At 63.5% G+C, this 26421-nt stretch carries 23 protein-coding genes; 12 read left to right on the top strand and 11 right to left on the bottom strand.

Features of this window, described 5'->3' with window-relative positions:
* Positions 1–10: 10 nt before the first annotated feature.
* On the bottom strand, positions 11–2140 hold the full coding sequence (locus AC1D08_RS26925) for a pseudouridine synthase (RefSeq protein ID WP_457152034.1): 2130 nt from the start codon (positions 2138–2140) through the stop codon (positions 11–13).
* A 282-nt stretch (positions 2141–2422) separates the two neighbouring features.
* On the opposite strand from AC1D08_RS26925, the gene AC1D08_RS26920 reads away from it, so the two are divergent.
* Entirely contained in the window at positions 2423–2872 is a 450-nt protein-coding gene (locus AC1D08_RS26920; protein WP_095085992.1) for a nucleoside deaminase, read from the top strand.
* A gap of 39 nt (positions 2873–2911) precedes the next feature.
* Here the strand turns inward: AC1D08_RS26920 and AC1D08_RS26915 are convergent, their stop codons facing one another.
* From AC1D08_RS26915 to AC1D08_RS26905, 3 genes are all read right to left on the bottom strand, one after another.
* A complete protein-coding gene (locus tag AC1D08_RS26915) occupies positions 2912–3592 on the bottom strand; it encodes a hypothetical protein (protein WP_457152033.1) in 681 nt (226 codons plus the stop codon).
* Positions 3593–3808: 216 nt separating this feature from the next.
* Complete coding sequence (gene ileS / locus AC1D08_RS26910; protein ID WP_457152032.1) at positions 3809–6781, bottom strand: isoleucine--tRNA ligase; 2973 nt, start codon at positions 6779–6781, stop codon at positions 3809–3811.
* A gap of 292 nt (positions 6782–7073) precedes the next feature.
* Positions 7074–7880, bottom strand: a complete 807-nt coding sequence (locus tag AC1D08_RS26905; protein ID WP_457152031.1) for a MipA/OmpV family protein — start codon at positions 7878–7880, stop codon at positions 7074–7076.
* Between the two features lie 196 nt (positions 7881–8076).
* Here AC1D08_RS26905 and AC1D08_RS26900 point away from each other — a divergent pair, with 196 nt between their 5' ends.
* Positions 8077–8631: an HdeD family acid-resistance protein gene (locus AC1D08_RS26900; RefSeq protein WP_457152030.1), complete on the top strand. Its 555-nt coding sequence runs from the start codon at positions 8077–8079 to the stop codon at positions 8629–8631.
* 111 nt (positions 8632–8742) lie between these two features.
* On the opposite strand, the gene AC1D08_RS26895 is transcribed toward AC1D08_RS26900, so the two are convergent.
* Together AC1D08_RS26895 and AC1D08_RS26890 are read right to left on the bottom strand one after the other, a co-directional pair.
* Positions 8743–9723: a bifunctional riboflavin kinase/FAD synthetase gene (locus AC1D08_RS26895; protein WP_457152029.1), complete on the bottom strand. Its 981-nt coding sequence runs from the start codon at positions 9721–9723 to the stop codon at positions 8743–8745.
* Between the two features lie 6 nt (positions 9724–9729).
* Complete coding sequence (locus tag AC1D08_RS26890; protein WP_167392152.1) at positions 9730–10590, bottom strand: TIGR01459 family HAD-type hydrolase; 861 nt, start codon at positions 10588–10590, stop codon at positions 9730–9732.
* A 234-nt stretch (positions 10591–10824) separates the two neighbouring features.
* Between AC1D08_RS26890 and AC1D08_RS26885 the strand changes: the two genes are divergently transcribed.
* Positions 10825–12810: a TadE/TadG family type IV pilus assembly protein gene (locus AC1D08_RS26885; protein ID WP_477424446.1), complete on the top strand. Its 1986-nt coding sequence runs from the start codon at positions 10825–10827 to the stop codon at positions 12808–12810.
* A 123-nt stretch (positions 12811–12933) separates the two neighbouring features.
* Positions 12934–13566 carry a LysE family translocator gene (locus AC1D08_RS26880; protein WP_095086701.1) on the top strand — a complete coding sequence of 211 codons (633 nt, stop codon included), beginning with the start codon at positions 12934–12936 and terminating at the stop codon, positions 13564–13566.
* A gap of 30 nt (positions 13567–13596) precedes the next feature.
* Here the strand turns inward: AC1D08_RS26880 and AC1D08_RS26875 are convergent, their stop codons facing one another.
* Together AC1D08_RS26875 and AC1D08_RS26870 are read right to left on the bottom strand one after the other, a co-directional pair.
* Positions 13597–13755, bottom strand: coding sequence for a hypothetical protein (locus AC1D08_RS26875; RefSeq protein WP_477424445.1), 159 nt, complete (start codon positions 13753–13755; stop codon positions 13597–13599).
* 92 nt (positions 13756–13847) lie between these two features.
* Positions 13848–14672, bottom strand: a complete 825-nt coding sequence (locus AC1D08_RS26870; protein WP_477424443.1) for a DUF2189 domain-containing protein — start codon at positions 14670–14672, stop codon at positions 13848–13850.
* Between the two features lie 294 nt (positions 14673–14966).
* Between AC1D08_RS26870 and AC1D08_RS26865 the strand changes: the two genes are divergently transcribed.
* Positions 14967–16190: a TadE/TadG family type IV pilus assembly protein gene (locus AC1D08_RS26865; RefSeq protein WP_457151773.1), complete on the top strand. Its 1224-nt coding sequence runs from the start codon at positions 14967–14969 to the stop codon at positions 16188–16190.
* Between the two features lie 79 nt (positions 16191–16269).
* Positions 16270–16785 (top strand): CAP domain-containing protein, encoded by a 516-nt coding sequence (locus AC1D08_RS26860; protein WP_457151774.1) that lies wholly within the window; start codon positions 16270–16272, stop codon positions 16783–16785.
* Between the two features lie 50 nt (positions 16786–16835).
* Here the strand turns inward: AC1D08_RS26860 and AC1D08_RS26855 are convergent, their stop codons facing one another.
* The 3 genes from AC1D08_RS26855 to AC1D08_RS26845 all read right to left on the bottom strand — a co-directional run bounded on the left by AC1D08_RS26855 (position 16836) and on the right by AC1D08_RS26845 (position 20336).
* Positions 16836–18368 (bottom strand): DHA2 family efflux MFS transporter permease subunit, encoded by a 1533-nt coding sequence (locus tag AC1D08_RS26855; protein ID WP_457151775.1) that lies wholly within the window; start codon positions 18366–18368, stop codon positions 16836–16838.
* Positions 18369–18690: 322 nt separating this feature from the next.
* On the bottom strand, positions 18691–19860 hold the full coding sequence (locus tag AC1D08_RS26850) for an HlyD family secretion protein (RefSeq protein WP_457151776.1): 1170 nt from the start codon (positions 19858–19860) through the stop codon (positions 18691–18693).
* The gene (locus AC1D08_RS26845) at positions 19857–20336 is read right to left on the bottom strand and encodes a MarR family winged helix-turn-helix transcriptional regulator (RefSeq protein ID WP_457151787.1); all 480 of its coding nucleotides are present in this window, start codon (positions 20334–20336) and stop codon (positions 19857–19859) included. The genes AC1D08_RS26850 and AC1D08_RS26845 overlap by 4 nt, the downstream gene beginning before the upstream one ends.
* A gap of 251 nt (positions 20337–20587) precedes the next feature.
* Between AC1D08_RS26845 and AC1D08_RS26840 the strand changes: the two genes are divergently transcribed.
* Genes AC1D08_RS26840 through AC1D08_RS26815 form a run of 6 tightly spaced genes read left to right on the top strand, consistent with a single transcriptional unit; the run spans position 20588 to position 26368 of the window.
* A complete protein-coding gene (locus AC1D08_RS26840) occupies positions 20588–21193 on the top strand; it encodes a CDP-alcohol phosphatidyltransferase family protein (RefSeq protein ID WP_457151777.1) in 606 nt (201 codons plus the stop codon).
* 37 nt (positions 21194–21230) lie between these two features.
* Complete coding sequence (locus tag AC1D08_RS26835) at positions 21231–23009, top strand: bifunctional alpha/beta hydrolase/class I SAM-dependent methyltransferase (protein WP_457151778.1); 1779 nt, start codon at positions 21231–21233, stop codon at positions 23007–23009.
* Positions 23010–23014: 5 nt separating this feature from the next.
* Complete coding sequence (locus AC1D08_RS26830) at positions 23015–24337, top strand: phosphatase PAP2/dual specificity phosphatase family protein (protein WP_457151779.1); 1323 nt, start codon at positions 23015–23017, stop codon at positions 24335–24337.
* Positions 24334–24774 (top strand): hypothetical protein, encoded by a 441-nt coding sequence (locus AC1D08_RS26825; protein WP_457151780.1) that lies wholly within the window; start codon positions 24334–24336, stop codon positions 24772–24774. The genes AC1D08_RS26830 and AC1D08_RS26825 overlap by 4 nt, the downstream gene beginning before the upstream one ends.
* The gene (locus AC1D08_RS26820; protein WP_457151781.1) at positions 24771–25433 is read left to right on the top strand and encodes a lysophospholipid acyltransferase family protein; all 663 of its coding nucleotides are present in this window, start codon (positions 24771–24773) and stop codon (positions 25431–25433) included. The genes AC1D08_RS26825 and AC1D08_RS26820 overlap by 4 nt, the downstream gene beginning before the upstream one ends.
* Positions 25433–26368, top strand: coding sequence for a phosphatidate cytidylyltransferase (locus AC1D08_RS26815; protein ID WP_457151782.1), 936 nt, complete (start codon positions 25433–25435; stop codon positions 26366–26368). Before AC1D08_RS26820 ends, AC1D08_RS26815 begins: the two co-directional genes overlap by 1 nt.
* The last annotated feature ends 53 nt before the right edge of the window (positions 26369–26421 follow it).

The following is a 26421-nucleotide window of genomic DNA, read 5'->3' as shown; positions in this document are numbered from 1 at the left end:
AATCCGGGCCTCATTTCGTCCTGGGACCCCTGGGGCCGCTGCGCGGCCGTTCGCCGCCACCGGCGCCGCCCGGACGCTCGCCACGCGGTTTGCCGAACGGCTTGGCGCCTGCCGGTTTGCCATAGGACGGCTTGAACGACGCCTTGCGCGCCTTGGCGTCGGCCGCCTTGGCGGCGTCGGCCTCAGCCCTGCCCTTGCCGATCGGCCGCGCGCCCGGTGCCATCCAGACATTGGCCTTGCGCTGGCCAGGCGGCTCGATCGGCCGCTGCTCGCGCTCGGATTTCTTGCCACCGCCCGGCTTGCCACCAAAACTGCCGCGCGGCTTGTCGCCAAAGCCGCCACGGGGCTTGTCGCCAAAGCTGCGTTCGGGTCGCGGGCCGCGCTCACCATAGCTCTTTTCCGGCCCGGCGCTTCTGTCGGGACTTGTCGACAGCTTGCCTAGTGCCTCGTCGCGGCTGCCTTCGCGGCGCTTGCGGTTCTTGATCAGCCCGCCCTCGCCGATCGGCCGGCGCTCGCCATCTCTGGTGAACTTCGGCCGCTCCGGCTCCGGCTCGCGGATCTCGGTGCGCCGCACCGGCTTGTTGGAAAACGGCTTTGAAATCTCGGCATCGAAATTGGCGCCGGATTCCTCGACCAGACGCTCGCCAAGCTGGTCGCGCAGCACCCGCCCCTTGATCTCCAGCACATGGCCCTCGGCGAGGTCATCGAGTTGGAACGGCCCGTAGGAAATGCGGATCAGCCGCGTCACATCCAGGCCAAGCGAACCGAGGATGTTCCTGACTTCGCGGTTCTTGCCCTCGCGCAGGCCGATCGTCAGCCAGGCATTGGTGCCCTGCTCACGGTCGAGCGTCGCTTCGATGGCGCCGTAAAAGACGCCATCGACGGCAATACCTTCACGCAGGCCGGCGAGCGCGCTTTCCTCGACCTTGCCGTGGACGCGCACGCGGTAGCGGCGCAGCCAGCCGGTGGCCGGCAGTTCGAGCACTCGCGACAAGCCGCCATCATTGGTGAGCAGCAGCAGGCCTTCGGTGTTGATGTCGAGGCGACCGATGGTCATCAGCCGCGGCAATTCGGCCGGCAGCACGTCGAAGACGGTCTTGCGGCCCTCGGGATCGCGGTTGGTGGTGACGACGCCGGCCGGCTTGTGGAACAGGAACAGCCGTGTACGCTCGATCGGCGGGATTTCCATGCCGTCGAGGTGGATGATGTCGTCGGGCATGACGTTGAAAGCCGGCGAGGTCAGCGCCCGGCCATTGACCTTGACGCGGCCGGCAGCGATCAGTTCCTCGGCATCGCGGCGCGAAGCAAGGCCGGCGCGGGCCAGCCGCTTGGCGATGCGCTCGCCTGCCTCTTCCGTCACTTCCGCGGAACGCGGACGCGGCTTGAAGCCGGCACCCGATGCCCCTTGCGGCCGATCACTGAAGTCGCGCTTGGGACGGTCGCCACCGAAGTCACGCTTGGGGCGATCGGCGAAATCGCGCTTGGGGCGGTCAGCGAAGTCGCGCTTCGGACGATCGCCGGCGTCGCGCGGCGCGCGATCGCTGAAATCGCGCTTGGGACGGTCGAAGCGCTTTTCGCCGCCCTCCGCCGCCGCAGCAGCCGGACGGTCGCCGCGTGGTGCATAAGGCTTGCGCGGTCCTTCGCGCTTTTCATACGGCTTGCGCTCGCCTTCGGCCGCCATCGGACGGTCGCCACGTGGCGCATAAGGCTTGCGCGGTCCTTCGCGCTTTTCATACGCCTTGCGCTCGCCTTCGGCCGCCATCGGACGGTCGCCACGTGGCGCATAAGGCTTGCGCGGTCCTTCGCGCTTTTCATACGGCTTGCGCTCGCCTTCGGCGGCCATCGGGCGGTCGCCGCGCGGTGCGTAGGGCTTGCGTGGTCCCTCGCGCTTATCGAAGGGCTTGCCTTCGGGACGCGGACCCTTGCCGAATGGCTTGTCACCACCCTTGAAGTCGCGCTTCGGCCGCTCGCCCTCAGCAGCCATCGGCCGATCTCCGCGTGGGGCGTAAGGTTTCTTGGTACCAAAGGACGGCTTGCCGCCTTTGTCGGCGGCGCCATCACGGCTGCGCGGTCCGGCAGCCTTCGAGCCGCTCCTGACCGGACCCTTTTTGGGTCGGAATTTCTTGTTGTTGTCGTCCATGTGGCCTTTGTCCGTTTGCGCTGCTACAGCGTGGCGCATCCTTTGGGGCGCGCAACGAACGCTGTAGCACTTTTGATTTGGCGCATGATCATTTCCGAAAACCGAGTCCGATTTTCGGGGTTATGCGCTCAATAACAGGATCACCAGAGTTTGTCAGGGAAAAGTGGAGACCGGCTTTTTCCGAAAAGACAAACGAAAATCAAAAGCCTGGAGCAAGTGCGGTTCATTCGGAAGCGGACTTGCTCCAGCGAGTGACGAGGAGATAATCGGAATGGAGATCGCGTGAAGCGGCCGGATTTCATGGCGCTGGCGCTGAAAGAGGCTGAGGCCGCCGCCTTGCGCGGCGAAGTGCCGGTCGGCGCCGTGATCGCCAGCGGCGGCACAGTCATTGCCAGCGCCGGCAACCGCACCCGCGAGCTTGCCGACCCGACGGCGCACGCCGAGATGCTGGTCATCCGCGAGGCCTGCCGCAAGCTCTCGAGCGAGCGGCTCACCGGCCATGATCTCTATGTGACGCTGGAGCCTTGCGCCATGTGCGCCGGCGCCATTTCCTTCGCCCGGCTGCGCCGGCTCTATTTCGGCGCCGCCGACGACAAGGGGGGCGCGGTGATCAATGGCGCGCGCTTCTTCGCCTCGACGACCTGCCACCACGCGCCCGACATCTATCCGGGCATGGGCGAGACCGAAGCGGCCCTGCTGCTCAAAGGATTTTTCCGGGAGCGGCGCGACTGAACCGGGCGCACCGCAAAGGCAACGAAGCGTGGCCCGTTCTTACAGGGACGGCAGCCAGTCGAACCAGCCGCTGCCCTTCTTGCCTTCGGCCTCTTTCTTCAGCCGGCGTTCCTTCTTGTACTCGTCTTCGCCAAGTTCGTTCTGCGGCGCGGTGTCGGAGGCGACGCGATATTGCACCGGCGGCTCGCTCAGATATTTACGGGTGTTCGGATCGCCCTGCTTGCTTTCGACAAGGCGGCGCTGGATCTCGGCGGCACGACCCTTGTCCGAATCCGCGGGGCTCCACGCCGGCGGGTGGCTCGAGCCTGAATCCGCCATTGCCTTCTTGATCGATGCTGGATCGGACTGCACGTCGTCGACGATCTCTGACTGATAAGCCGGATCGTTCTGATGGGCGGTCGCGTCGGCGCGCAGGCGGGCGCGACGCTGCTCCGGCGATTCGGGCCATTCGGCGCTCGCCGTCTCGATGCTGTCCTGCGGCGCCGGCAACACTTCCTTCTGGCCTGGTGCCGGCTTGACCAGCGTCGGGCGCGGTTTGTAGTCGATCCGTTCCTTTTGCTTCGGCGCGATCGAAAAGGCGCTTGAAATATCGCCGGCCAGCTGTTCACCGGCGGTCTTGTCGGTGCCATAGGTCGGAGAGCTCATGCAGCCGGACAGAGCGAGGCCCGATGCGACAAGCGGCGCCAGCAGCGCCAGGCGCACGTTATATCTCTCGGTCATGCCAAAAAGTCCCACTCTAGACAGCCTCTCGATTGCCACCGGCCCTGTGTCCGGTCCCCATCGTCCAAGCACTTGCGACGGAAATCCGGCGACAATTTGTCTTCCGGAGTTTCGCGTGTTTACCTCAACCACTCGTTAAGGGCAACGCGCGGGCGGTTTTCGCGCGCCCGGCGTGGCATTTGTGCACCGATAGAGCCATTCTGACCGGCCGGCCTGTCAAAGCCGGCCAAGCGCTTTCAACTCATGCAGCACCGCCGCATCCCTAGCCGAAACGTCGGGAAACGCAACGTCCTGCCCGACATCGGCGGTGTAGCGCCAGGAACGCGCGCACTTCACCAGGCCGCGGTCCTCGGCCTTCTCGACCACGACGGCGACACCCCTGACGTCGTCGAGCGTGAAGGCGCCAGCCGGCACCTCGCCATGCGCGATAACCAGATCGCTGGTGATCGCCATCTCGGCCATGTCGACATCGGATATCGCCGCTTCGAGCGCTGCATCGTCGATGGTGACGACCGGCACCGCTTCCAGCGACGAACCGATCACCTTCTGTGCGCGCGCGATCTCCAGTGCGCCGGTGACGACGCGTCGCACCTGCCGCACCTTGCGCCACTTTTCCGCCAGCGCCTCGTTCTTCCAGTCCGCCGGGATTTGCGGAAACTGGTCGAGATGCACCGAGACGGCGTCCGCATGAAGGTCGAGCCAGGCTTCTTCCATGGTGAAAGGCAGCATCGGCGCTAGCCATTTGACCAGACAATCGAAGAGATGACGCACCACTTGCACCGAGGCCTTGCGCCTAACGCTCGACGGCGCGTCGCAGTACAGCGCGTCCTTGCGGATGTCGAAATAGAAGGCCGACAGTTCCACCACCATGAAATCAAGCAGCATGCGCGTGATGCGCTTGAATTCGAAGGCGTCGTAGCCCGATCGCACCACCTCATCCAGCTCGGCCAGCCGATGCAGCATCAGCCGTTCCAGCTCCGGCATCTTGTCGAGCGGCACCTCCTCGCCATCGTCATGAGCAAGCGTGCCCAGCATCCAGCGGATGGTGTTGCGCAGCTTGCGATAGGCGTCGATGTTGGTCTGCAGCACATTCTTGCCGAGACGCTGGTCTTCCCAATAGTCGGTCGTCACCACCCACAGGCGCAGGATGTCGGCGCCCGACTGCTTGATGACGTCCTGTGGCACGACGGTGTTGCCGAGCGACTTCGACATCTTGCGGCCGTCTTCATCCATGGTGAAGCCGTGGGTGACGACGGTGTCGTAAGGCGCCCTGCCCCTGGTGCCGCAGCTTTCCAGCAGCGACGAGTGGAACCAGCCGCGATGCTGGTCGGAGCCTTCGAGATAGACATCGGCCGGCCATTTCAAATCCGGGCGATCCTCCAGCGTGAAAGCGTGAGTCGAGCCCGAATCGAACCAGACGTCGAGAATGTCCATCACCTGCTTCCACTTGGATGCATCGTGGTTGCCCAGGAAACGCTCCTTGGCACCGGCGGCGAACCAGGCGTCGGCGCCTTCCTGCTCGAAAGCGTCCATGATGCGCTGGTTCACCGCCTCGTCCTTCAGCACATTGCCGTCGGCATCGGCGAAGACGGCGATCGGCACGCCCCAGGCGCGCTGGCGCGACAGCACCCAGTCAGGGCGCTCCTCGATCATGGCGCGGATGCGGTTCTGGCCGGCGGCGGGCACGAAACGGGTGTCGTCGATCGCCTTCAGCGCGCGGCTGCGCAACGTCGAGCCATCGCCGAGATCCTTGTCCATATAGACGAACCATTGCGGCGTGTTGCGGAAGATGATCGGTTTCTTGGACCGCCAGGAATGCGGATAGGAGTGCTTCAGCCGGCCGCGTGCGAACAGTGCGTTGCGCTTGATCAGCTCATCGATGACCGCCTGGTTGGCGTTGCCCTTCTTGCCATTGTCGTCGATGACGCGCGCGGCCCCGCCCTCGCGGTCCGGGCCAAATCCCGGCGCGTCCTTGGTGAAGAAGCCGCCATCGTCGACGGTGAACGGAATGGCGCTGTCGATGCCGCGCGCACGCAAATCCGCCGCGGCATCCATCCAGGCGTCAAAGTCCTCGCGGCCATGGCCGGGCGCGGTGTGGACGAAGCCGGTGCCGGCATCGTCGGTGACATGGTCGCCGGCGAGCATCGGCACGGGAAACTCATAGCCGCCGCCAAAACCCTTGAACGGATGGGAAAGCGTAAGCCTTCCAAGCTCTTGCGGCGAAACACTGCGAAGCCGATTCAAGGTGACCTTGGCCTTGGCAGCGGACTCGTCGGCCAGCGCGTCGGCGAAGATCAGTTTTTCGCCCGGCTGCGGGCCGAACGCATTCTCGGCTGCTGTTACCTCGTAGAGGCCATAGCTGATGCGAGGCGAGTAGTTAACGGCGCGGTTGCCCGGGATCGTCCATGGCGTCGTCGTCCAGATGACGACGTGGGCCTGCAACAGATCCAGCGCCCCTTCCGTCAGTTTGGTCACGCCGTCATCGACCGGCTGGACCAGGCTGACGACTGGGAACTTCACCCAGATCGTGTCGGACTCGTAATCCTGGTACTCGACCTCGGCCTCGGCAAGTGCTGTGCGTTCGACCACACTCCACATCACCGGCTTGGAGCCGCGATAGAGTTGGCCCGACATGGCGAACTTCAGCAGCTCGCCGGCGATGCGTGACTCGGCATGGAAGGCCATCGTCGTATAGGGGTTCTTGAAGTCGCCGATAACGCCGAGCCGCTGGAACTCGCCGCCCTGCACCGTGATCCAGTGCGCGGCGAACTCGCGGCACTCCCGGCGGAACTCGTTGACCGGAACCTCGTCCTTGTTCTTGCCCTTGGCGCGATACTGCTCCTCGATCTTCCATTCGATCGGCAGGCCATGGCAGTCCCAGCCCGGCACGTAGTTCGAGTCATAGCCACGCATCTGGAACGAGCGGGTGATGACGTCCTTGAGGATCTTGTTCAGCGCGTGACCGATATGGATGTTGCCGTTGGCGTAGGGCGGACCGTCATGCAGCACGTATTTGGTGCGGCCGGCCGCGCTCTCACGCAGCTTGCGGTAGAGGTCCATGTCCTGCCAGCGCTGGACCAGCAGCGGCTCCTTTTCGGGCAAGCCGGCGCGCATCGGGAAATCCGTCTGCGGCAAATAGAGCGTCTTGGAATAGTCGATTGTTGAATTATTGGACGTTTTGTCGGTCATTGGTCTGCCATCTACATTACCCGGCCGCGAAGGGCTCGGGCGTGAGGTCGTTGCTTTGACGCATATCGTTTTCCCAAAACCGAAGCCACTTTTGGGCGATATGCGTTGATGATCTGGAAAAAGCGCGAGAGGCCGCGCGCAAAATTCCCGGCGGCTCCGGCGACCCCTCAGGCCGCCCGGAACACCGGGCCGGTAATTCGTATGGTCAGCGCGTGAAGGCGCGAAAAGCTCGTCATCGGTGGGCTTTTAGCGGAGATAGGCGCAGGAATAAAGTGTCTCTCGCTCGATTCCGTTACATCGTAAAATCGAAGCGATAGCTGGTCGACACGCCGATCATGAACTGATTGCGGTCGCCGCGTTCCCTGACCAGGCTGGAATCGGCCGCCGGTCCCATCAGGCGCGAATATTCACCGAACAGGCTGGCGGTCATCGGCTCCGTCACCTTCCAGGTTATCGCGCCACCGAGGCCGGTCGACTTCAGGCCACCGCCGGGATGATATTCGCTGAGCCCGGAGGCCACGGCCTCCTGTGCGTCGACGCCATAATAGGCATCGAAATATTTTTCCGAGGCGAAGGACACACGCGGTCCCCCAGAAATCCGGACAGTTGGCGTGACATCATAAAAAGCGTCGGCGGCGATATCGGCGACAAAGCCGTTATGGGCGCGGATGCCGTGGCGCAGCTCGGCGCGTGCGCGCAGCCAGTCGGTCGGATAGAATTCGAAGAAGCCGCCGACCTCGCCGCCCCAGCGCACCGGATCGAGGCCCTTCAGTTCATCGGCATTGTCGTCATCACGGGAAAACAGGAACTTGCCGGTCACGCCGGCGCGAACGCCGCCATCGTCGATCAAGGCCAGCGAGATGTTGTCGTTGCGCGACGTGAAGCGGGCCGCCGGTCCGGCCTTGCCCAGCGAGATGATCGGCGAGGCGCTGAGCAGGTATTTCTTGCCGCCCTCGAAGTCCGGCGCGATCATGCCGGTTGCGCCAACGGTCAGATACCAGTCGCCGGACAGCCAGCTGCCCTCGCCCGCATTGGCTGCGCCCGCGCCACCCAGCAGCGCAGCGGCCAACACCACAGAGATTCTTCCGACCGGACTCATGGCCACTCCACTAACACAACGCGCACTGTTTCCCGATGACAGCTTTGAAGGCCGTTTGGTAAAATTTGATTTAAATGCGAGACGTCCGATCGCTGGTTGGAGCGCTGCAGCTTTCGGCCATCGACTGGACGTTGGCAAGCGCCGGGATTAACCTCCGCCTGGCAGTATCCCGCAGCCCCAGATGGAGACCGCGACAATGACCCTGCATGGCGACGCCTTGAGAACCGCGATGGAACAGACACGGACAAAATGGGGGTGGTTCGTCGCGCTTGGCGTGCTGCTGCTCATCTTCGGCGGCATTGCCTTCGGCAATCTGTTCATCGCCACCGTGGCTTCGGTCTATGTCGTGGGTTGGCTGATGCTGATGGCCGGCGTGATCGAGATCGTGCATGCCTTCGGCGTCAAGACCTGGAGCCGCTTCTTCTACTGGCTGCTCAGCGGACTGCTCTATGCCATCGCCGGATTTTTCGCCTTCGACAATCCGTTGCTCGCTTCGGCGGTATTGACGTTCCTGCTGGCGATCGCGCTGATCGCTTCCGGGGTGCTCCGGGCCTGGGTCGGCTACAGCCACAGGCCGGAACCTGGCTGGGGCTGGATCGTCGCCGCCGGCGTCATCAGCGCGCTTGCCGGCCTGATCATCGCCATGGGCTGGCCCGTCAACAGCCTGTGGGTGCTCGGRCTGTTTCTGGCGATCGACCTGATCTTCCAGGGCTGGACCTTCATCGCCGTCGGCCTGGCGCTGAAAAAGTAAATTTTGCCTGGGCATGATCTTGCCCGAAAACCGGTTCCCATTTTCGGGACCATGCTTCTTGCCTGGGCATGATCTTGTCCGAAAACCGGTTCCCACTTTTCGGGACCATGCCTAGAAGGCCATGGCCGCGTCGAGTTCGGAGAGCGGCCTGACGCTGGCAAGCAGCGCGCGCGCCTCGGCTTCATCGTGCTTCATCTGCGCGACCAGCGCGTCGAGCCCTTCGAACTTCACCTCCGGGCGCAGGAAACCGAAGAAGGAAACCTGGCAGACCTCGCCGTAGAGGTCGCCTGAGAAATCAAAGACGAAGGTTTCCAGCAGCGGCGCGCCGTTGTCGTCGACGGTCGGGCGGCGGCCGAAGCTGGCGACACCGTCGTGAAGCGTGCCATCGGCGCGACGAAAGCGGACGGCGTAGATGCCCTCCTTGAGCGCAGCTTCAGTGGAAAGCCTCATGTTCGCGGTTGGAAAGCCAAGCGTGCGGCCGAGCCGCTGGCCTCCCACAACCTCGCTTTCGACGGTGAAGCGATAGCCGAGCAATCCGGCCGCCTCGGCGACCGCGCCCTCGCTTAGCAAGCCGCGGATGCGGCTCGACGAAACCACCTCGTGGCCCTCGTCACGAAAGGCGTCGACGAGCGTGACGCCGAAGCCATGACGCTCGCCGGCCGCCATCAGGTAGGCCGGGCCGCCTTGACGGTCCTTGCCGAAATGGAAATCGAACCCGGTCACGGCGTGGGTAATGCCGAGGTTCCTTTCCAGCACGTCGGTCACGAAAGCTTCCGCCGACAGCGAGGCGAAGTCGCGCGTGAACGGCTGCTCGACAAGCGCGGCAAAACCCAGCAACGACAGGAGCCTCGCCTTCATCGGCGGCGGCGTCAGCACGAACAACGGCATGTCAGGCTTGAAGACCTTGCGCGGATGCGGTTCGAATGTCAGCACCAGGGCCGGCACCTGGCGCCGACCGGCCTCGGCCAGGGCTCGCTCGAGCACCGTCTGATGGCCGCGGTGGACACCGTCGAAATTGCCGATCGCCACCACGCCGCCACGCAAATCGGCGGGCAGCGACGCGGTTGCCAAAATGTGCTGGAGGGCCGCCATCGTCACCTACCGCAGTCTGGGAATGACAGCCACCGGACGATATCCATGCTTTTCCAGGAAGGTCGCCAGCCTTGCTGGATCGGGTTGTAATGCATCGCCATAGTCGCGCGCATGGATGCCGCCGGACACGTAGAGAACGTCGAAACCATTGTCGACCGCGCCCTTCACGTCGGTCATCATGCCGTCGCCGATGGCCAGCACCTGCGAACGCTCGATCGGCCGGCCAAGAATCTCGGCAACCTCCTTCATCGCGACGTTATAGATCGGCGCGTAAGGTTTTCCGGCGATCAAGGTGCGGCCGCCGAGCTGGGCATAGTCGCGTGCCAGCGCACCGGCACACCAGATGATGCGTTCGCCGCGCTCGACCACGATATCGGGATTTGCACAGATGAAGGGCAGGTTCCTGGCGCGCAGCCGCCGCAGAAGCTCCGTATAGTCCTCGGGCTTCTCGACCTCGTCATCGAACAGGCCGGTGCAGACGACGCCGGACGCCTCGAATTCCTCGACAAGTTCGACGTCGAGACCGTCGTAGAGAGTGAAATCGCGGTCGGCGCCGATATGGAAGATCTTTCGGGGGCCTTCGGCTATCAGGTCGCGGGTCACGTCGCCTGACGTCACGACACGGTCGTAGGCTGATGGCGGGACGCCGATCGCGTTCATCTGCGCCACGACATCGGCACTTCTGCGCGGCGAATTCGTGATCAGGACGATGGGGATTTCCGCCTCGCGAGCCCTCGCCAGCGCCGAGGCCGCGACAGGAAAGTGCGTCTCGCCATTGTGCACCACGCCCCAGACATCGCACAGGATTGCCGAATAGGGCTTCGACACGTCTTCGAGCGAGCCGATGATTTCAGGCGAATCCGCCATTCCGTTTCCTTCAGTCATGATCATTGCGAGCGCCGCGGCCGACGGTTCGCCGCAGCCGGTTCCGATTAACCGAACCGCCCCGGCCTGTCACCAGCTTTCGCCCGGATGCCGGATTGGTTAGCGGTTGGTGAAGCGCGGACCAAGCAATCGAGCGGTTTCCCAAACCCGTCCTTCAGCGTTTTGTGGAAAGTTGGCGCCTGATCAAGAATCCGCCGGCGGGGGCCGCAGCAAGACATGCATGAACTCTGGCGTCGGTTCTGCCGCGACAAACGCGGCAACTATGCTCTTATGACGGTCGTTGCGCTGGTTCCGCTGACGGGCGGCCTGGCGATGGCGGTCGACTACACCGAGATGAACCGTGAAAAGCAGACGGTGTTGAATGCGCTCGATGCCGCCAACTTCGCCACGGCGCGACGGCTGACGGAAGGTGCGACCGACGACCAGTTGAGAGCCTATGCGCTCGACTTCTTCAACGCCAACCTCAACAGCGTTGATCCCGCCAACGCGACGCTCAACGTCACCTTGCCGAGCAACTCCAACGGCGGCGGCTTGCTCAAGATGAGCGCGCGTCTTGACTACCAGCCCTATTTCTTTCCTGCCTTCGGCCAGCTCATCGGCAAATCCCAAACCGACGCGAACCAGAAAATCAGCTTCGACGTCTCCTCGGAAGTGCGTCTGAAGAACACGCTGGAAGTTGCCCTGGTGCTCGACAATTCCGGATCGATGACCACGACCGGAACCGGCTCGGGGCAAAAGCGCATCGATCTTCTCAAAACTGCGGCCAAGCAGCTGGTCGACACGCTGGCCCTGCAAGCGGCAATGATCAAGCAGGTGGACAGGCCGGTGCAATTCGGCCTCGTGCCCTTTGCTGCCTCGGTCAATGTCGGTGCGGGGAACGGCAACGCATCGTGGATGGACACCGAAGGCCTGTCGCCGGTATCGAACGAGAACTTCGACTGGTCGACGCTGAACACGGCCAACAAATACGCCCAGCAGACCAACGGCATCTGGTACAAGCGCGGCTCCGGATGGGGTGCCGACGAAGGCCAGATGCTGACCCGGTTTTCGCTCTACCGCGACATGAAGGTCGTCACCAACCACGAGCGCGTCACCAACAGCAAACGCGTGGTGTGCGACGAGTACAACTCGAACAACACCTGCAAACGAAGCCACGACGAGTACGACTACATCGATTCCTATGGCCCGTTCGCCAGTTGGCAAGGCTGCGTCGAAGCCCGGCCCTACCCCTACAATGTCAACGACGCGCCGCCGTCCGGCGGCTCGTCGAACACCGGCATAGGGGTCGGCGATCCAGCGACGATGTTCGTGCCGATGTTCGCCCCGGACGAACCCGGCAATCATTGGAAGCTCACCCAGGATCCCGATGAGGCCATGCCGACGACCTATGGCGCCGTGAACAGCTGGTGGAATGACAACCCGACGAGCAGCACCGGCCAATCCCGGCTGCGCAACGTGGCCAAATATTTCCAGCCGCGGCCGATCGATGCGCCGGCGCTGCCGGCCGGAAACGGCCCGAACTACAGCTGCACCACCAACCCGATCACACCGCTGACCGATGTCAGCGTCACCGACGGACTGACCTCGATCAAGGCCGCGATCGACCTGATGCAGCCGAATGGCGGCACCAGCGTTCCCGAGGGCATGGCCTGGGGCTGGCGGGTGGTCTCAAGCGGCGAGCCGTTCACGCAAGGACGCCCGGAAACAGAAAGAGGCAACGACAAGGTCGTGATCGTGCTGACCGACGGCGCCAACACCTACTACACGCCTGCGTCGCTCGGCTATTCCGATCCCGCCGATTCGAAGTCGACCTACGCGTCCTACGGCTATCTCAACCCCGGCTACAACGGTACCTCGGTCGGCCGCATGTTTCTGGGGACATCGAGCGCCATTGGCCAGTTCGACTATTCGAACGGCAATTACACGAGCGCGCTCAACGAGCAGATGGCGACGCTTTGCAACAACGCCAAGGCAGCCAACATCATGGTGATGACGGTGGCGCTCGACTTGTCCACGACCAAAACCAGCGACCAGGCGGCGATCGCGGCGCTGAAATCCTGCTCGTCGAACTCGCGCTTCCGCAAGGACCCGACGGATCCGAGCAAGCCGGCCAAGCTGTTCTGGAACGCCACCGGCGCCACCTTGTCGAACGATTTCAAGGAAATCGGCAACGAATTGTCGAACCTGCGCGTCGTCAGCTGATCCGGAGGCACTGGCAGCCATCTGGCGCAACGGCTGGCGGCGCCATGCCCTTGCGGACGCCCGCCGGTGCGGGCAGATATTGGCCGCTCGCTTCCGCACCGGGGTGCGCAGGGGAACGAATAGATGCCCGAAACCGCCAACCATCTCGCCTTTGCGCTGGTCTGCCTCGGCATGGTGCTGACGCCAGGCCCCAACATGATCTACCTGATCTCGCGTTCCCTGTCGCAGGGGCCAAAGGCGGGGCTAATCTCACTTGGCGGCGTCGCGCTCGGCTTTGTCTTCTATGTACTGGCGGCGGCGTTCGGCATCACTGCGCTGCTGCTTGCCGTGCCCTATGCCTATGACGCGCTGCGCTTTGCCGGCGTACTCTATCTCCTGTGGCTGGCCTGGCAAGCCGTGAAGCCGGGGGGACGCTCGCCGTTCCAGGTGCGCGAACTGCCGCGGGACCGGCCGCGCAAGCTGTTCGCCATGGGCCTGATGACCAACCTGCTCAATCCGAAGGTGGCCGTGCTCTATCTGTCGCTGCTGCCGCAGTTCATCAGCCTGGACAAAGGCCATGTCCTGTCGCAGCTGCTGGTGCTCGGTGCGACACAGATATCGATCAGCCTCAGCGTCAATGCCATCATCGCGGTGACAGCGGGCTCGATAGCCACCTTCCTCGCCGGCCGGCCGCTATGGCTGGTCATCCAGCGCTGGATGATGGGCACCGTGCTGATGGCACTCGCGCTGAAGATGGCGACAGACGCACAGCGCTGAGAGTGGAAGTACAAGCAGCGATCGCCGCCGTCAGCAGCCGAAGACTTCTTTCAGAAAAGCCCGAGAAACGCGCTTTCGAGTTGCACCGGGCTGGTCGGCGCTTGCCAGCGCAATATTGATATTGCCAGCAACGCCAAAGCACATCAGCCAGACGATCTTCTTGAGCACTCCCGACAGTTTCCACGCCATCGGTCAGTCTCCGTCACCTGGCCACAGAGGGCGCCGACAGGCCAAACATATCAGGCTTTGTCAGGCGCTCTTTGTTTGGCGTTCCGGCGTCGTCACATCGGCCGCCGGATTTGCTGCGCCCGCTCCGGCTCGACCACCTTGCGGTAGAGATGCCAGGTGGCGTGGCCGAGCACCGGCATGACCACGGCGAGCCCGGCAAACAGCGGGATCGAGCCGATCACCAGCAGCACGGCGACCATCAACCCCCACAGCGCCATCTGCAGCGGGTTTGCCATCACCGCTCGCGCCGAGGTCTCGATGGCCGAAACAGCGCCGACATCTCGGTCGAGCAACAGCGGGAAGGCAACCACAGTGGTGGCGAGCACGACAACGGCGAAGACAAAACCGGCGGCATTGCCGGCGAGGATCAGGGTCCAGCCCTTGCCGGTCGTCAGCACCTCGCGGACAAAGTCGCCGATCGATGCCGGCGGCTGGTCGCCGAACAGGCCGGTGTAGATCGACTGCGCGGTGTAGAGCCACAGCAGGAATAGCGCCACCAGCATGATACCGATCGCCGCGATCGACGGAATCGCCGGCGAGTGGCGCACATCGAGGGCATGCCGCCAGGAGGTGTTCATGCCGAGTTCGCGGCGGCGGCTGATCTCGTAAAGACCGATGGCGGCAAACGGGCCGACCAGCGCGAAACCCGACATCAGGGGATAGATGAGCTGGATGGCATTGGCGCCGGACGTCCATCGCGTCAGGATCAGACCGACAACGGGGTAGATCAGGCACAGGAACACGTAGTGCGATGGTTTTGCCCAGAAATCCTCGGCGCCGAGGCGCAGCGCATCCCTGAGATCCGCTGTGGTGATGCTGCGCACCGTGGGCTGTACGTGCGCCCCGTGTGCGTCCGCCATGACATGAAAGCCGGCCATAACCTTCCTCCCGTGTGTCGGGGACGGTCACCGCCCGGATGGCCGCCCGCAGCTGCCACTAGTAGATGTAGCACCATAGCCGATTTGCCAGGGGTTGTCGCCGCGTCAATAGCTTGAAGCTGCTCCTCGTGCTCATCTCTCGCTGTCACCTCTCATATGGCCGTGCGTTGGCAGGCTTTCGTTTTGGTCGGCCATCTTGCTGCATTTAAGCATTACAAATTTTAGTAATTACTGAAATAGCGCGTAGAGACCCCTGGCGTATCACTTGGGCTTTACAGGTTTTGGCGAGGGGCGATGTTCGTATTGAAGGGCTTCTGGTCTTCGGAGCGCGGCAACTTTGCCATGGCGACCGCCATAGCAATGCTGCCGATAATGCTTGTCGTGGCCGGCACCATCGATCTGACAGGCACGAGCGACGACGCTGCGCAATTGCAGAATTCGCTGGACGCGGCTGGACTTGCCGTCGGCACAAAGTACCTACCCAGCATGACCGCGAGTGATGTGCAGGACCTTGGGCTGGCATTCTTTACGGCCAATATGAGTGTCGCCGACCAGCAGGAGTATTCGGGCAGTGTCTCCGCCTTTTCGGCAAGCGCCAGCGGCGACCCGAGTGCCTACTACATCTCGGTTTCGTCCAGCATCAACCGTCCGAGCTTCATCAATGGCGCGGCCCCCTGGCCAGCCCACCGCTCGGCCACGGTCAAGATGAATCCCGGCGCGCAGGCCTGTGTGCTGGCGCTCGATCCACATGCGTCGGCCGCCGTGAGCCTGCAGGGCTCGACCGATGTCTCTATGAGCAGTTGCGTGATCGCGGCAAACTCGGATGCGCCCGATGCTGCCAGCTTAGGTGGTTCGGCGCAGGTGTCGGCGGGCTGCGTCTCGACCGTCGGCGGCACTTCCGGACTTTCGCCGCCCAACGCCAATCTTACCTGCGGTGCGCCGCTCGAATATCAATATGCGTCGTTCGATCCACTGGCGGACGTCGTCCCACCCCCCTACACATTGTGCCTGCCCGTGCCGAACGGCAAAACCTACACGCTGTCGCCCGGCACGTATTGCGACAAGACCTTGTCGGGAAACATCACGCTCAATCCAGGTGTCTACATCCTGCGCGGCACCACCATAAAGCCGGGCGGCAACGGCAGCCTGAACGGCCAAGGCGTGACCATATTCCTCATGGAGGGCGCACAGACCTACATAAATGCAAATGAAATGGTGAACCTTTCCCCTCCCACCAGCGGTCCATACGCTGGCATTACCATTTTCGAGAGTCATGGCAACACTTCGGCCTTGACGCTGAATGGCGGCGCAAATTCCGTGATCAGCGGGTTCGTCTATGCGCCCGACGCGCCCATTTCCTTTGCCGGCAACTCAGATATGAGCGGTCAAGGCGACTGCCTGAGGCTTGTTGGCCTGACCGTGCAGATGACCGGCAACTCATCCATCAAGACCGACTGCACAGCCGTGCTTGGAAATCGCGAGATGTATGCAAGCCGCCTCATCACTCTGGTGAAATGAGCGGGCAACTGCCGTTTCGATTCCAGATTTCCACCGCCCTGCCCGGCAAAAGCCATGATCGCGACTATCTCAGGCAGGCATGACCACTACGGGAATCGAACACGAGCAGATCGCGAACTTGAACAGGCGCAAATGGCTCAAGGCAGTCGGCCTTGCAGCCCTGGCCGGGCTTGCCGCCTGCAGCACAGTTTCGCTGCCGACCGGCGAAGGCGCCGGCGTCTCCTCGTCCGCCACCGGCACGCTGGCCAGCATACGCGCCTCGACCGGGCTTCCGCCGCTGGTCGCCGACCCGCAGCTCGAGCAAGCCGCCCTGCAGCAGGCCGGCTACATGGCGCGGCGTGGCCGCATGAGCCACACCACCGGCTGGGGAAAGGATTTCGCCTCGCGCGTCAAGGACAATCGCATTGCCGGCGCCGCCGCAGAGAATATTGCCGAGGGCCGTTTCGACCTGCAGAAGCTGTTCGACATATGGGCGCATTCGCCCGGCCACCGGCGCAACATGCTCGACCCACGCTTCACCCGCTTTGGCCTCGCCTATGTGCGCGACGGCCGCGACGGCGCCCTGCGCTACTGGAGCCTTGTGCTGGGAAGGTAAGGCGGCACTCCCCGATAGGTCGTCGCCTTGAATTTCGAGGGCGACGACATCTAGTCCATGTGTGCGGCTGGTGCGCCACCGGCGGGCGCCTGTTTTGGCTTGCGCAGCAGGAAAACAAACGGAATGGAAATCAGCGTCATCACCATGAGTATTTTGAAGTCATTGACGTAGGAGATCATCATCGCCTGCAGATTGACCATGCGATCCACCTCCGAAAGCGCCATTGGATCGCCGCTTGCGGCCGCCGGCGATACCGCCCACAGATTGGGGTTGAACGGATTGATGAAGGCCGAAAGCTCGGTGTGATTGACCTGCGTGTTGCGCACCATCAGAACTGTCACGACAGACACGCCGATGGACGAGCCAAGATTGCGCACCAGGCTGAACAAGGCCGTGGCATCGGTGCGGAAGCGCACGTCAAGCGTGGCGAAGGCCACGGTCGACAGCGGCACGAACACCATTCCCATTCCCAGGCCCTGGATGACGCCGGAGCTGATGATCAGCCAGTTGTCCATCTGAGGCGTGAAGCTGGACATGGTGTAGAGTGATTGCGCGGTCAGCAGAAAGCCGATGACGACCAGGATCCTGGCGTCGATCTTGCTCATGATCCGCCCGACGACGAGCATCGAAATCATCGTGCCGATACCACGTGGCCCAAGGACAACGCCAATGGTGATGGTCGGATAACCGAAGATGGTCGACAGCATTGGCGGCAGCAACGACATGCTCGCCAGGATGAGCACACCCATGACGAAGATGAACGCCAGGCCGGTGACGAAATTGCGGTCGAGGAAGATCTTGGGATCGATGAAGGGATGTTCGGCCGTCACCGTGTGGATGATGAACACCCAGAAGCCGGTCAGCGAAAGACCAAGCTCGATCCAGATCTCATTCGAGGAAAACCAGTCGACCTCGCCGCCGCGATCGAGCAGCAGCTGAAGCGCGCCGACGCCGAGCGATATCATGGCGAAGCCGAAGAAATCGAAACCGCGCACCCGCCGGGCAACAGCCGGCAAATAGGCGGCCATGCCGAGGAAGGCGACAATGCCGACCGGCAGGTTGATGAAGAACACCCAGCGCCAGTTGAAATTCTCGGTCAGCCAGCCACCGAGCGTCGGGCCCAGAATTGGCCCGAGCATGATGCCGGCGCCCCAGATGGCCATCGCCTGGCCGTGGCGCTCCCTCGGGTTGATGTCGAGCAGGAAGGTCTGCGACAACGGCACGATCGCGGCGCCGAACACGCCTTGCATCAGCCGGAAGAACACTATGCTCTCCAGGCTCCAGGCGATGCCGCACAGCATCGAGAACACGGTGAAGCCGACCACCGCCGTCAGGAACAGTTCCTTGCGGCCGAAGCGGTCGGCCAGCCAGCCGGTGACCGGCGTCATGATGGCGGCGGCAACGATGTAGGACGTCAGCACCCAGTTGATGTTGTCCGGCGAGGCGCCGAGATCGCCGGTCATGGTCGGCAGCGCAACGTTGGCGATCGTCGTGTCGAGCGCCTGCATGATCGTCGCCAGCATGAGCGCGACCGTGATCAGGCCACGATGCGGCACTTCTTTGAAGGGTTCGGGCGTGCTCATGATGCGGAACTTCCGGCAGGTAACAAAATCGTGTAGAACAGGTTTCCGGGCGGCATGGCCTTCCGTTGAGAGACCCTCATTCGCGGTGGGACGCGATGGCCGATGTGGGGGTTACATCGACCGAAAGTCTCTGATGAGCGGATGCCTGCCGCCCGGAAACATGAGGACCGAGGGGTCCGTGTCGAAGATTTCAGATTCCGGTCGATCCGCGACGCGGCTCCAACCAAACGCTGGTTCTTCCACTCCTCCCATCAGACCAATCCTGCTACCAGCTTACACCCGCTTGGTTCCCCACGGGCTTGCGCCGATATTACTCCGCCGCCTAGCCCGCCGTAGCGTGGCCGAATATGGCGGGAAACCCGCGGGCAACGCCGGTGTCGACGGTAACGGTCGCGCTCATGCCGGTGCGCAACGCCATCTTGGCGTCGGCATCGGTCAGTTCCAGGCGCACCGGAATGCGCTGCGTGACCTTGACCCAGTTGCCTGTGGCATTCTGGGCCGGCAGCAGGGAGAATTCGGCTCCCGTGCCGGCGCCGATCGCCTTGACCGTCGCCTCGAAGGTTTTGCCCGGATAGGTGTCGACCATGATCTCGGCCTTCTGGCCGGGCTTCATGTGGGTCAGCTGGGTTTCCTTGAAATTGGCGTCGATCCAGGTGTCGCCGGTCTCGACCAGCGAAAACAACGGTGTGCCGGAGCCGACATACTGACCGACCTTGAACGACGAGGCCTGGCTGACGACGCCGTCGGCAGGCGCCTTGACCGTGGTCTGCGCCAGATCGTAGGCCGCCTTGTCGCGCGCGGCGAGCGCGGCCATCACGGTCGGATGCTTGTCGGTCTCGATGTCGGGATTGCCACCAAGGGCCGCCTTGGCGCTGATGATGCCTTGCTCGGCAACGGCAAGCTGCTGCTTGGCCTTGTCGAGATCGTTCTTGGCCTGGTCGAGCGACGACTTGGCGTTGATGCCCTTCTGGGCAAGGTCCGCGGCACGGTCGAATTGCGACTGGGCGAAGTCGACCTCACTGGCATCGGACCTTTGCTGTGCCATCGACTGGCCATAGGCCGCGCGCAACTGCTCGACATTGAGACGCGCGCCCGCCACCGCCGCGTCGGCCTGGGCCAGCGCGATCCGGTAGGGCTCCGGGTCAATGGCAAACAGCACATCGCCCTGCTTGACCAGCTGGTTATCGGCGATGTCGACCTGAACGATGCGACCGGCCGTGTCGGAAGCGATCGACACCTTGGCCTGCTGCAGATTGGCGTTCTCCGTCTCCTGGTAGCGGCCGCCGGTGACCCAGACGTAACCGCCGCCGATAGCTAGCACCGCAGGCAGCGCAACCATCAGCAGGGAGCGGCCCAGCCGGCGCTTCTTCTTCACCGGCGCCGGGGCCGGCTGCATCGGAGGAGCAACCGCCACCGGGGCCGCGGCCGGCTGCGCCGGCGCGTCCACTTCCAGCTCGGTCACCTTCTCGTCTATCTTGGCTACCGCGTTCATGCTGCTGCGCCTTCTGCACTCTTCACTTTTTCAACGGACGGCGTCTCGTCGTCAGTCAGGTTGCGGACCATCGCCTCAAGTCCCTCGATCAGGACGCGACGGGCTTCCGGTTTCACGCCGACCAGCGATTCTTCATAGACTTCTCCCGCAATGCTCTTGATCACGGCGTAGGCGTCGCTCGCCTTGGGCGTCAGGAAGATCATGCGGACGCGGCGATCGGCTGCGTCGGGGCGGCGCTCGATCCAGCCACCCTCCTCCATGCGGTCAACCAGGCGCGAAACGCTGATCGGCTCGATTTCAAGAAGTTCGGCCAGCCGCGCCTGCGCGACACCATCTTCCTTGGCAACGCGGACCAGAAGCCGCCATTGCGCCGAAGAAAGCCCCAAGCCACTGGCCCTCGCCTCGAAGCGCTTGCGCATCAGGCGCTGCACGTCGTGGATCAAGAAGCCCAATCTGTCTATGCCATCAGAAACCATGAGCGGCATATATAATAAGCGTGCTTATTATTCAAGATGCCGGGTTGCACCAGAAACCGGCAAATGTGCATGACGGCCGTGCTTCGCAATCATGGTTAGCGGGTGGTGAACGTCTGGTCGGTGGCCATGGCAGTCGGCATGACCGCATCCACCACATCAGGATGTGCGCGCTAGAGAGGCGCCGCTTCGTGCCGCTGGTCGAGTGTGACAGATTGATGTACAGCCGCTGTCAGGATCGGGGGATCAACCAAATGCCGACGCTCTACGCTCTCAAGCCAGCTTTCCAGGGAAGGCTGCGGCCGCTGGTCAATCGGCTGGCGGCGATCGGGGTCACAGCAAACAGCATAACCATCCTTGCCGCCCTGATGTCGATCGCGGCCGGGACGGCCATCGCGATCTTGCATGAATGGCGCTCGCTGCTGCTCGTTCCCGTCGTGATGTTCGTGCGAATGGCGCTGAACGCCGTCGATGGCATGCTGGCGCGGGAACACGGGCAGGCTTCGACGCTCGGCATGTATCTGAACGAGCTTTGCGACGTCGTTTCGGACCTTGCGCTGATCCTGCCTTTCGCCGTCTTTCCACAGTTCAGCCCATGGGGCGTCGTCGCCTTCGCCCTCACCGCCGTGCTGACCGAATTCGCCGGCGTGCTCGGCATCGCTGCCGGGATCGGGCGAAATTATGCCGGGCCGTTCGGCAAGAGCGACAGGGCTCTGGCGCTGGGCGTGGTCGCAGTGTTGTGCGCCGCCGGGCTCTGGCCGGCTTCCATCGCGCCGCTTGTGTTTCCGGCCATGGCAACGCTTTCACTGTTGACCGCCATAAACCGGATACGCGCTGGCCTTATTGGCAGCGCCAGCTAAGCATCGAGGCTTCGCCATGCCGCCCGAGGGAGAGACCATGATGCACGAACCGATCGCCGCGGAAAGCTTTGAGCGGCAAGCGCAAGAGCGTGTCTTCCGCAGCCATGACGGGACGGAGATCTTCTACCGCTTCTGGCCGGCAGCTTCCGCCAATGCCAAGGGCGCGGTCGTGCTCTTCCACCGCGGCCACGAGCATGGCGGTCGCATGGCCCATCTCGTCGACGAACTGCGGATGCCGGACCACGCCTTCTATGCCTGGGATGCCCGCGGCAATGGCCGCTCGTCCGGCGAGCGCGGCTATGCCCCTTCCTTCTCGGCCCTGGTGCGCGACATCGACTGTTTCATGCGCGAGATCGCCGCCCGGGATGGCTTCGCCACGCAGGATATTGCACTGATCGCGCAATCCTTCGGCGCCGTGCTCACTGCGGCCTGGGTGCACGACTATGCACCGAAACTGCGCGCCATGGTGCTGGCTTCACCAGCCTTTTCGGTCAAACTCTACGTGCCCTTCGCCAAGGAAGGCATCGCGTTCTGGCAGAACATCAAGGGCCGCTTCTTCGTCAATTCCTACGTCAAGGCGAAGTTCCTGACCCACGATCCCGTGCGCATTGCGTCCTTCGAGAGCGATCCGCTGATCACGCGGCCGATCGCCTCCAACATCCTGGTCGAACTCTACCAGCACGCAGCACGCATCGTTGCGGACGCCCGCGCCATCACCGTGCCGACGCAGCTTCTGCTTTCCGGCAGCGACTGGGTGGTGCGCCACGGCCCGCAGCACGCGTTTTTCGTCAATCTCGGCAGCCGCACAAAGGAACGCCACGTGTTGCCGGGGTTCTTCCACGACACGCTGGGCGAACGCGACCGGGCGCAGGCCCTCGACCTGATCCGGCCGTTCCTGGAAAAGCAGTTCGCCTCGCCGGATGCGCCTGTCGACCTGAAGCAGGCTGATATCGCCGGGTATACGCGCGATGAGGCCGACAGGCTTGCGTCGCCGCTCGACCTCTTGTCGCCGAAGGGCCTCTATTGGGCATTCAGCCGTGCCTCCATCCGCATGGGCGCCTGGGTCTCGTCGGGCATGAAGGCGGGCGTCACCACCGGCTTCGATTCCGGCTCGACGCTGGATTATGTCTACGAGAACGACGCGCGCGGTCTTACGCCGCTTGGCCGCTTCGTCGACCGAATCTTCCTGGAAGCCATCGGCTGGCGCGGCATCCGCCAGCGCAAGCTGCATCTCGAAGAGCTGATCGGCTCTTGCCTGGCGGCGCTCAAGGCCACTGGGCGGCCAGCCCACATTCTCGACATCGCCGCCGGCCATGGCCGCTATGTTCTCGACGCCATCGTGAAAAGCCCCGAACAGCCGGCGAGCGTGCGCCTGCAGGATTACTCCGACCTCAATGTCCAGCTTGGCCGCAAGCTGATCGCCGAACGGCAATTGCCGGCGAGCGTCTCGTTTCAGCGCGCGGACGCTTTCGATGCCGACATGCTCGCCTCGATCGATCCGGCGCCCGACCTCGCCATCGTTTCCGGCCTCTACGAACTGTTCTCGGACAACGCGATGATCGCCCGCTCGCTCGGTGGATTGGCCAACGCCATGCAGCCGGGGTGCCTGTTGCTCTACACCAACCAGCCCTGGCATCCGCAGCTTGAGATGATCGCCCGCAGCCTGACCTCGCATCGCGGCGGCCAGGCCTGGGTGATGCGCCGGCGCACGCAAGGCGAGATGGACCAGCTCGTCGAAGCCGCCGGTTTCGACAAGCTCGAGCAGCGCATCGACCAATGGGGCATCTTCACCGTCTCGGTCGCACGGCGCCGCTGAACAGGATGGCGTCATCGCTTGCATCCACGGTGCGCGCAGAACCTTATGGCCGGGTGGTCGTCAGGGCAGCCCTTTGGCTGGCCTTCCTGGCGCCGTTCTTCTACCTCAGCTACGGCTTCGCCAACTGGCTGGCGTCGCGGCGCGACGACGTCGGCAGCATCGTGTTCGCCTGGGAACACAGCATCCCCTTCCTCGCCTGGACCATCGTGCCCTACTGGTCGATCAACCTGTTCTACGGCCTGTCGCTGCTGCTCAACGACACCAGGCAAGGGGTCGACCGCCTGGCCGGACGTTATCTCACCGCGCAGATCGTCGCCGTTGCCTGTTTCATCCTCTTCCCGCTGACGCTGACGTTCGTGCGGCCTGCAACGAGCGGCCTGCCGGGTTTCCTGTTTGCCGTGCTTGGCGGTTTCGACAAGCCGTTCAACCAGGCGCCGTCACTGCATATCGCACTGCTGGTGATCATCTGGGATCACTGGCGCCACCGGCTCGGCGGCCTCCTCCTGCCGCTCTGGCATGGCTGGTGCTTCCTGATCGGCGCCTCGGTGCTGACGACCTGGCAACATCATTTCATCGACATCCCGACCGGCGCGCTGCTCGGTTTTTTTGCCCTGTGGCTGTTTCCGCGCGCCGGCGAGTTGCCGTTTTCAGGCGCCCGGCTGACCAGCGATACCAAGGCGCGCCGGTTGGCGCTGTTCTATGCGCTGGGCGCCGTCCTTGCGCTGGCCGGAGCCGCGCTTGGCGCCTTCTTTTCCGCCACGGCACTCATCCTGCTTTGGCCGGCACTTGCACTGGCCATCGTCGCCTTCGGCTATGCCGGGGCCGGCGCAAAGGTGTTCCAGAAAACTGCGGAAGGTCATGTGTCCCTGGCAAGCTGCGTCCTGCTTTGGCCCTACCGGCTGGGCGCTGGGGTGAATGCCGCGATTTGGACGCGTAATCTCCCGCCGTTCGTGGCCGTCAGTGACGGTGTCTTTCTCGGCCGCTTTCCGACGGCAAGCGAGGCCAGCGGCTTCGGCACAGTGATCGACCTCGCCGCCGAACTTGAAAAGCCGGCGGCCGCAGATTGCCGCTGGATCAGCTTTCCGATGATCGACCTGTTGCCGCCGCCCGTGACGATGCTTGAGCAGGCAGCCAGCGCGCTGGAGAGCGCGCGCCGCGACGGCACCGTGCTGGTCTGCTGCGCGCTCGGCTTCCAGCGCAGCGCCGGCGTTGTCGCCGAATGGCTGGTGGCGACCGGCAGGGCCAGGACGCCGAAGCTTGCCCGCGAGATGCTGATGGCGACCGGCCGGCCGGTTCATCTTGCCGAGGCCGAGGAACGGGCGGCATGACGGGCAATGCCGACCAGGAACGGGCCGATCGCTTCGCCCGCATGCTGATGAAGCAAGCCGCATGGCCGGCTGCGACTGTGGTGGCGGCAAATATCCTTGCGCCTTTGGCTGCTTCGACGCGCGGCGCCTTCGAGACCTTGCCTGCGGCCATTGCGCTGTCGGTCACAGCCGCGAGCGCGGTTGCCGTGCTGGCGCTGTCGGCGCTCCTGGTGTTCGACGCGCTGTTGTTCCGGCTGATGGCCAGCCACGACGAGGCTTCCGGTGGCGCCGCGGTGGATGACATACTGGCGCGCATGCGCCTGAAAACTTCGCCCTCCACGACACGCCCGCTCGACGACCGCATGGCCGGCACCCGTCGCTTGCTGTTCAAGCAGCGCGCCGGGCTGGCCCTGTTTGCCGCAGCGCTTCTGGCGGCGGGGTTTTGGGCGCCGCGATGAGCAAGCTTTCGCTCACGACCTTCACCTTGCTGCAGACGGTAACCTCCGTCGGCCTCTCGGCGCTGGCCTGGGTGGTGACCGGGGTGCGTCCGATCTGGAATGGCAGCCTGCCGTCCGACCGGCAGCGCATCTATTTCGCCAATCACACCAGCCACGGCGACTTCATCCTGCTGTCGGCCTGCCTGAGCGAGAAAGAGCGCGCCGTCACTCACGCGGTTGCCGCCGGCGAATACTGGGGAAAGTCGCGGCTGCGCCGCTTCATCGCCGAGGACATGCTGTCGTCGGTGCTCATCAACCGGCAATGGACGAGACCCGAAGAAAACCCGATCGAGATCATGCTGTCCGTTCTCGACCAGGGCCATTCGCTGATCCTGTTTCCCGAGGGCACGCGCAACATGACCGAAGAGCCGCTGCTGGCATTCCGCTCGGGGCTCTACAATCTTTCGATGGCACGGCCTGAGGTCGAGCTGATCCCCTGTTGGATCGAGAACATGTCGCGCGTGCTGCCCAAGGGCCAGTTCCTGCCGGTGCCGCTGCTGTGCCGCGTCGTCTTCGGCGCGCCGGTGGCTGTGGCTCCAGGCGAAGAACGCCGCGCCTTTCTCGAGCGCGCCCACGCCACGCTTCTGGCGCTCAACCCGCGCCCCGAGCGAGACGATTGATGCGCCACGAAATCTCCATTCTGATCATCGGCCTGCTGGCGGTGCTGACCACCGCCAGCATCGTCGCCGCCATACTTTCGGCGCGGGCGCCGAAGCCGCTCAGTTCAACGTTGGTCAACCTCACCCAGCGCATCAACGCCTGGTGGGTGATGGTGGTGTTGATAACGGTCGCCTTCTTCTTCGGCCGCGACGGCATGACCATCCTGTTCGCGCTGATTTCGTTTGCGGCGCTGCGCGAATTCGTGACGTTGACGCATACAAGCCGCAGCGACCATTGGGTGCTGCTCGGCATGTTCGGCATCATCATACCGTTTCAATACTGGCTGGTGTGGACCGCCTGGTACGGGCTCTTTGTCATCTTCATTCCGGTCTACTGCTTCCTGCTGATGCCGGCCATCACCGCGCTGCATGGCGACACCGAACGCTTTCTCGAGCGGATCGCCGCCCAGCAATGGGCGGTGATGATCTCGGTCTATTGCGTCAGCCACGTTCCGGCGCTGCTAACCCTCAATGTGCCAGGCTTCGAAGGCCGCAACCTGTTGCTGATCGCCTTCCTGATCATCGTCGTGCAAGGCAGCGACGTGCTGCAATACATCTTCGGCAAGCTGTTCGGAAAACACCGTTTTTCGCCGAACGTCTCGCCTTCGAAAACCTGGGAAGGCCTGATCGGCGGACTGGTGTCGGCGAGCCTGCTCGGCGCGCTGCTGTCGTTCGTGACGCCGTTCTCGCCGCTGCAGGCGGCAGCCGTGGCCTTCGTCGCCTGCTCGATGGGTTTTCTGGGTGGACTGGTCGCCTCGGCCATCAAGCGCGACCAGGGCGTCAAGGACTGGGGCCATCTGATCGAAGGTCATGGCGGCATGATGGACCGCACCGACAGCCTGGTCTTCGCTGCCCCGGTCTTCTTTCACATCGTGCGCTATTTCTGGACGGTGTGAGCGCCTGTTTGGAAACTCTACGCTGGGTCGGCTGAGCGCCAGACGCTTGACGG

The organism is Mesorhizobium sp. P2_E6, from assembly GCF_056403835.1.
Note: the sequence above shows the minus strand (reverse complement) of the source record. Positions and strands in the feature narration are given on the sequence as shown.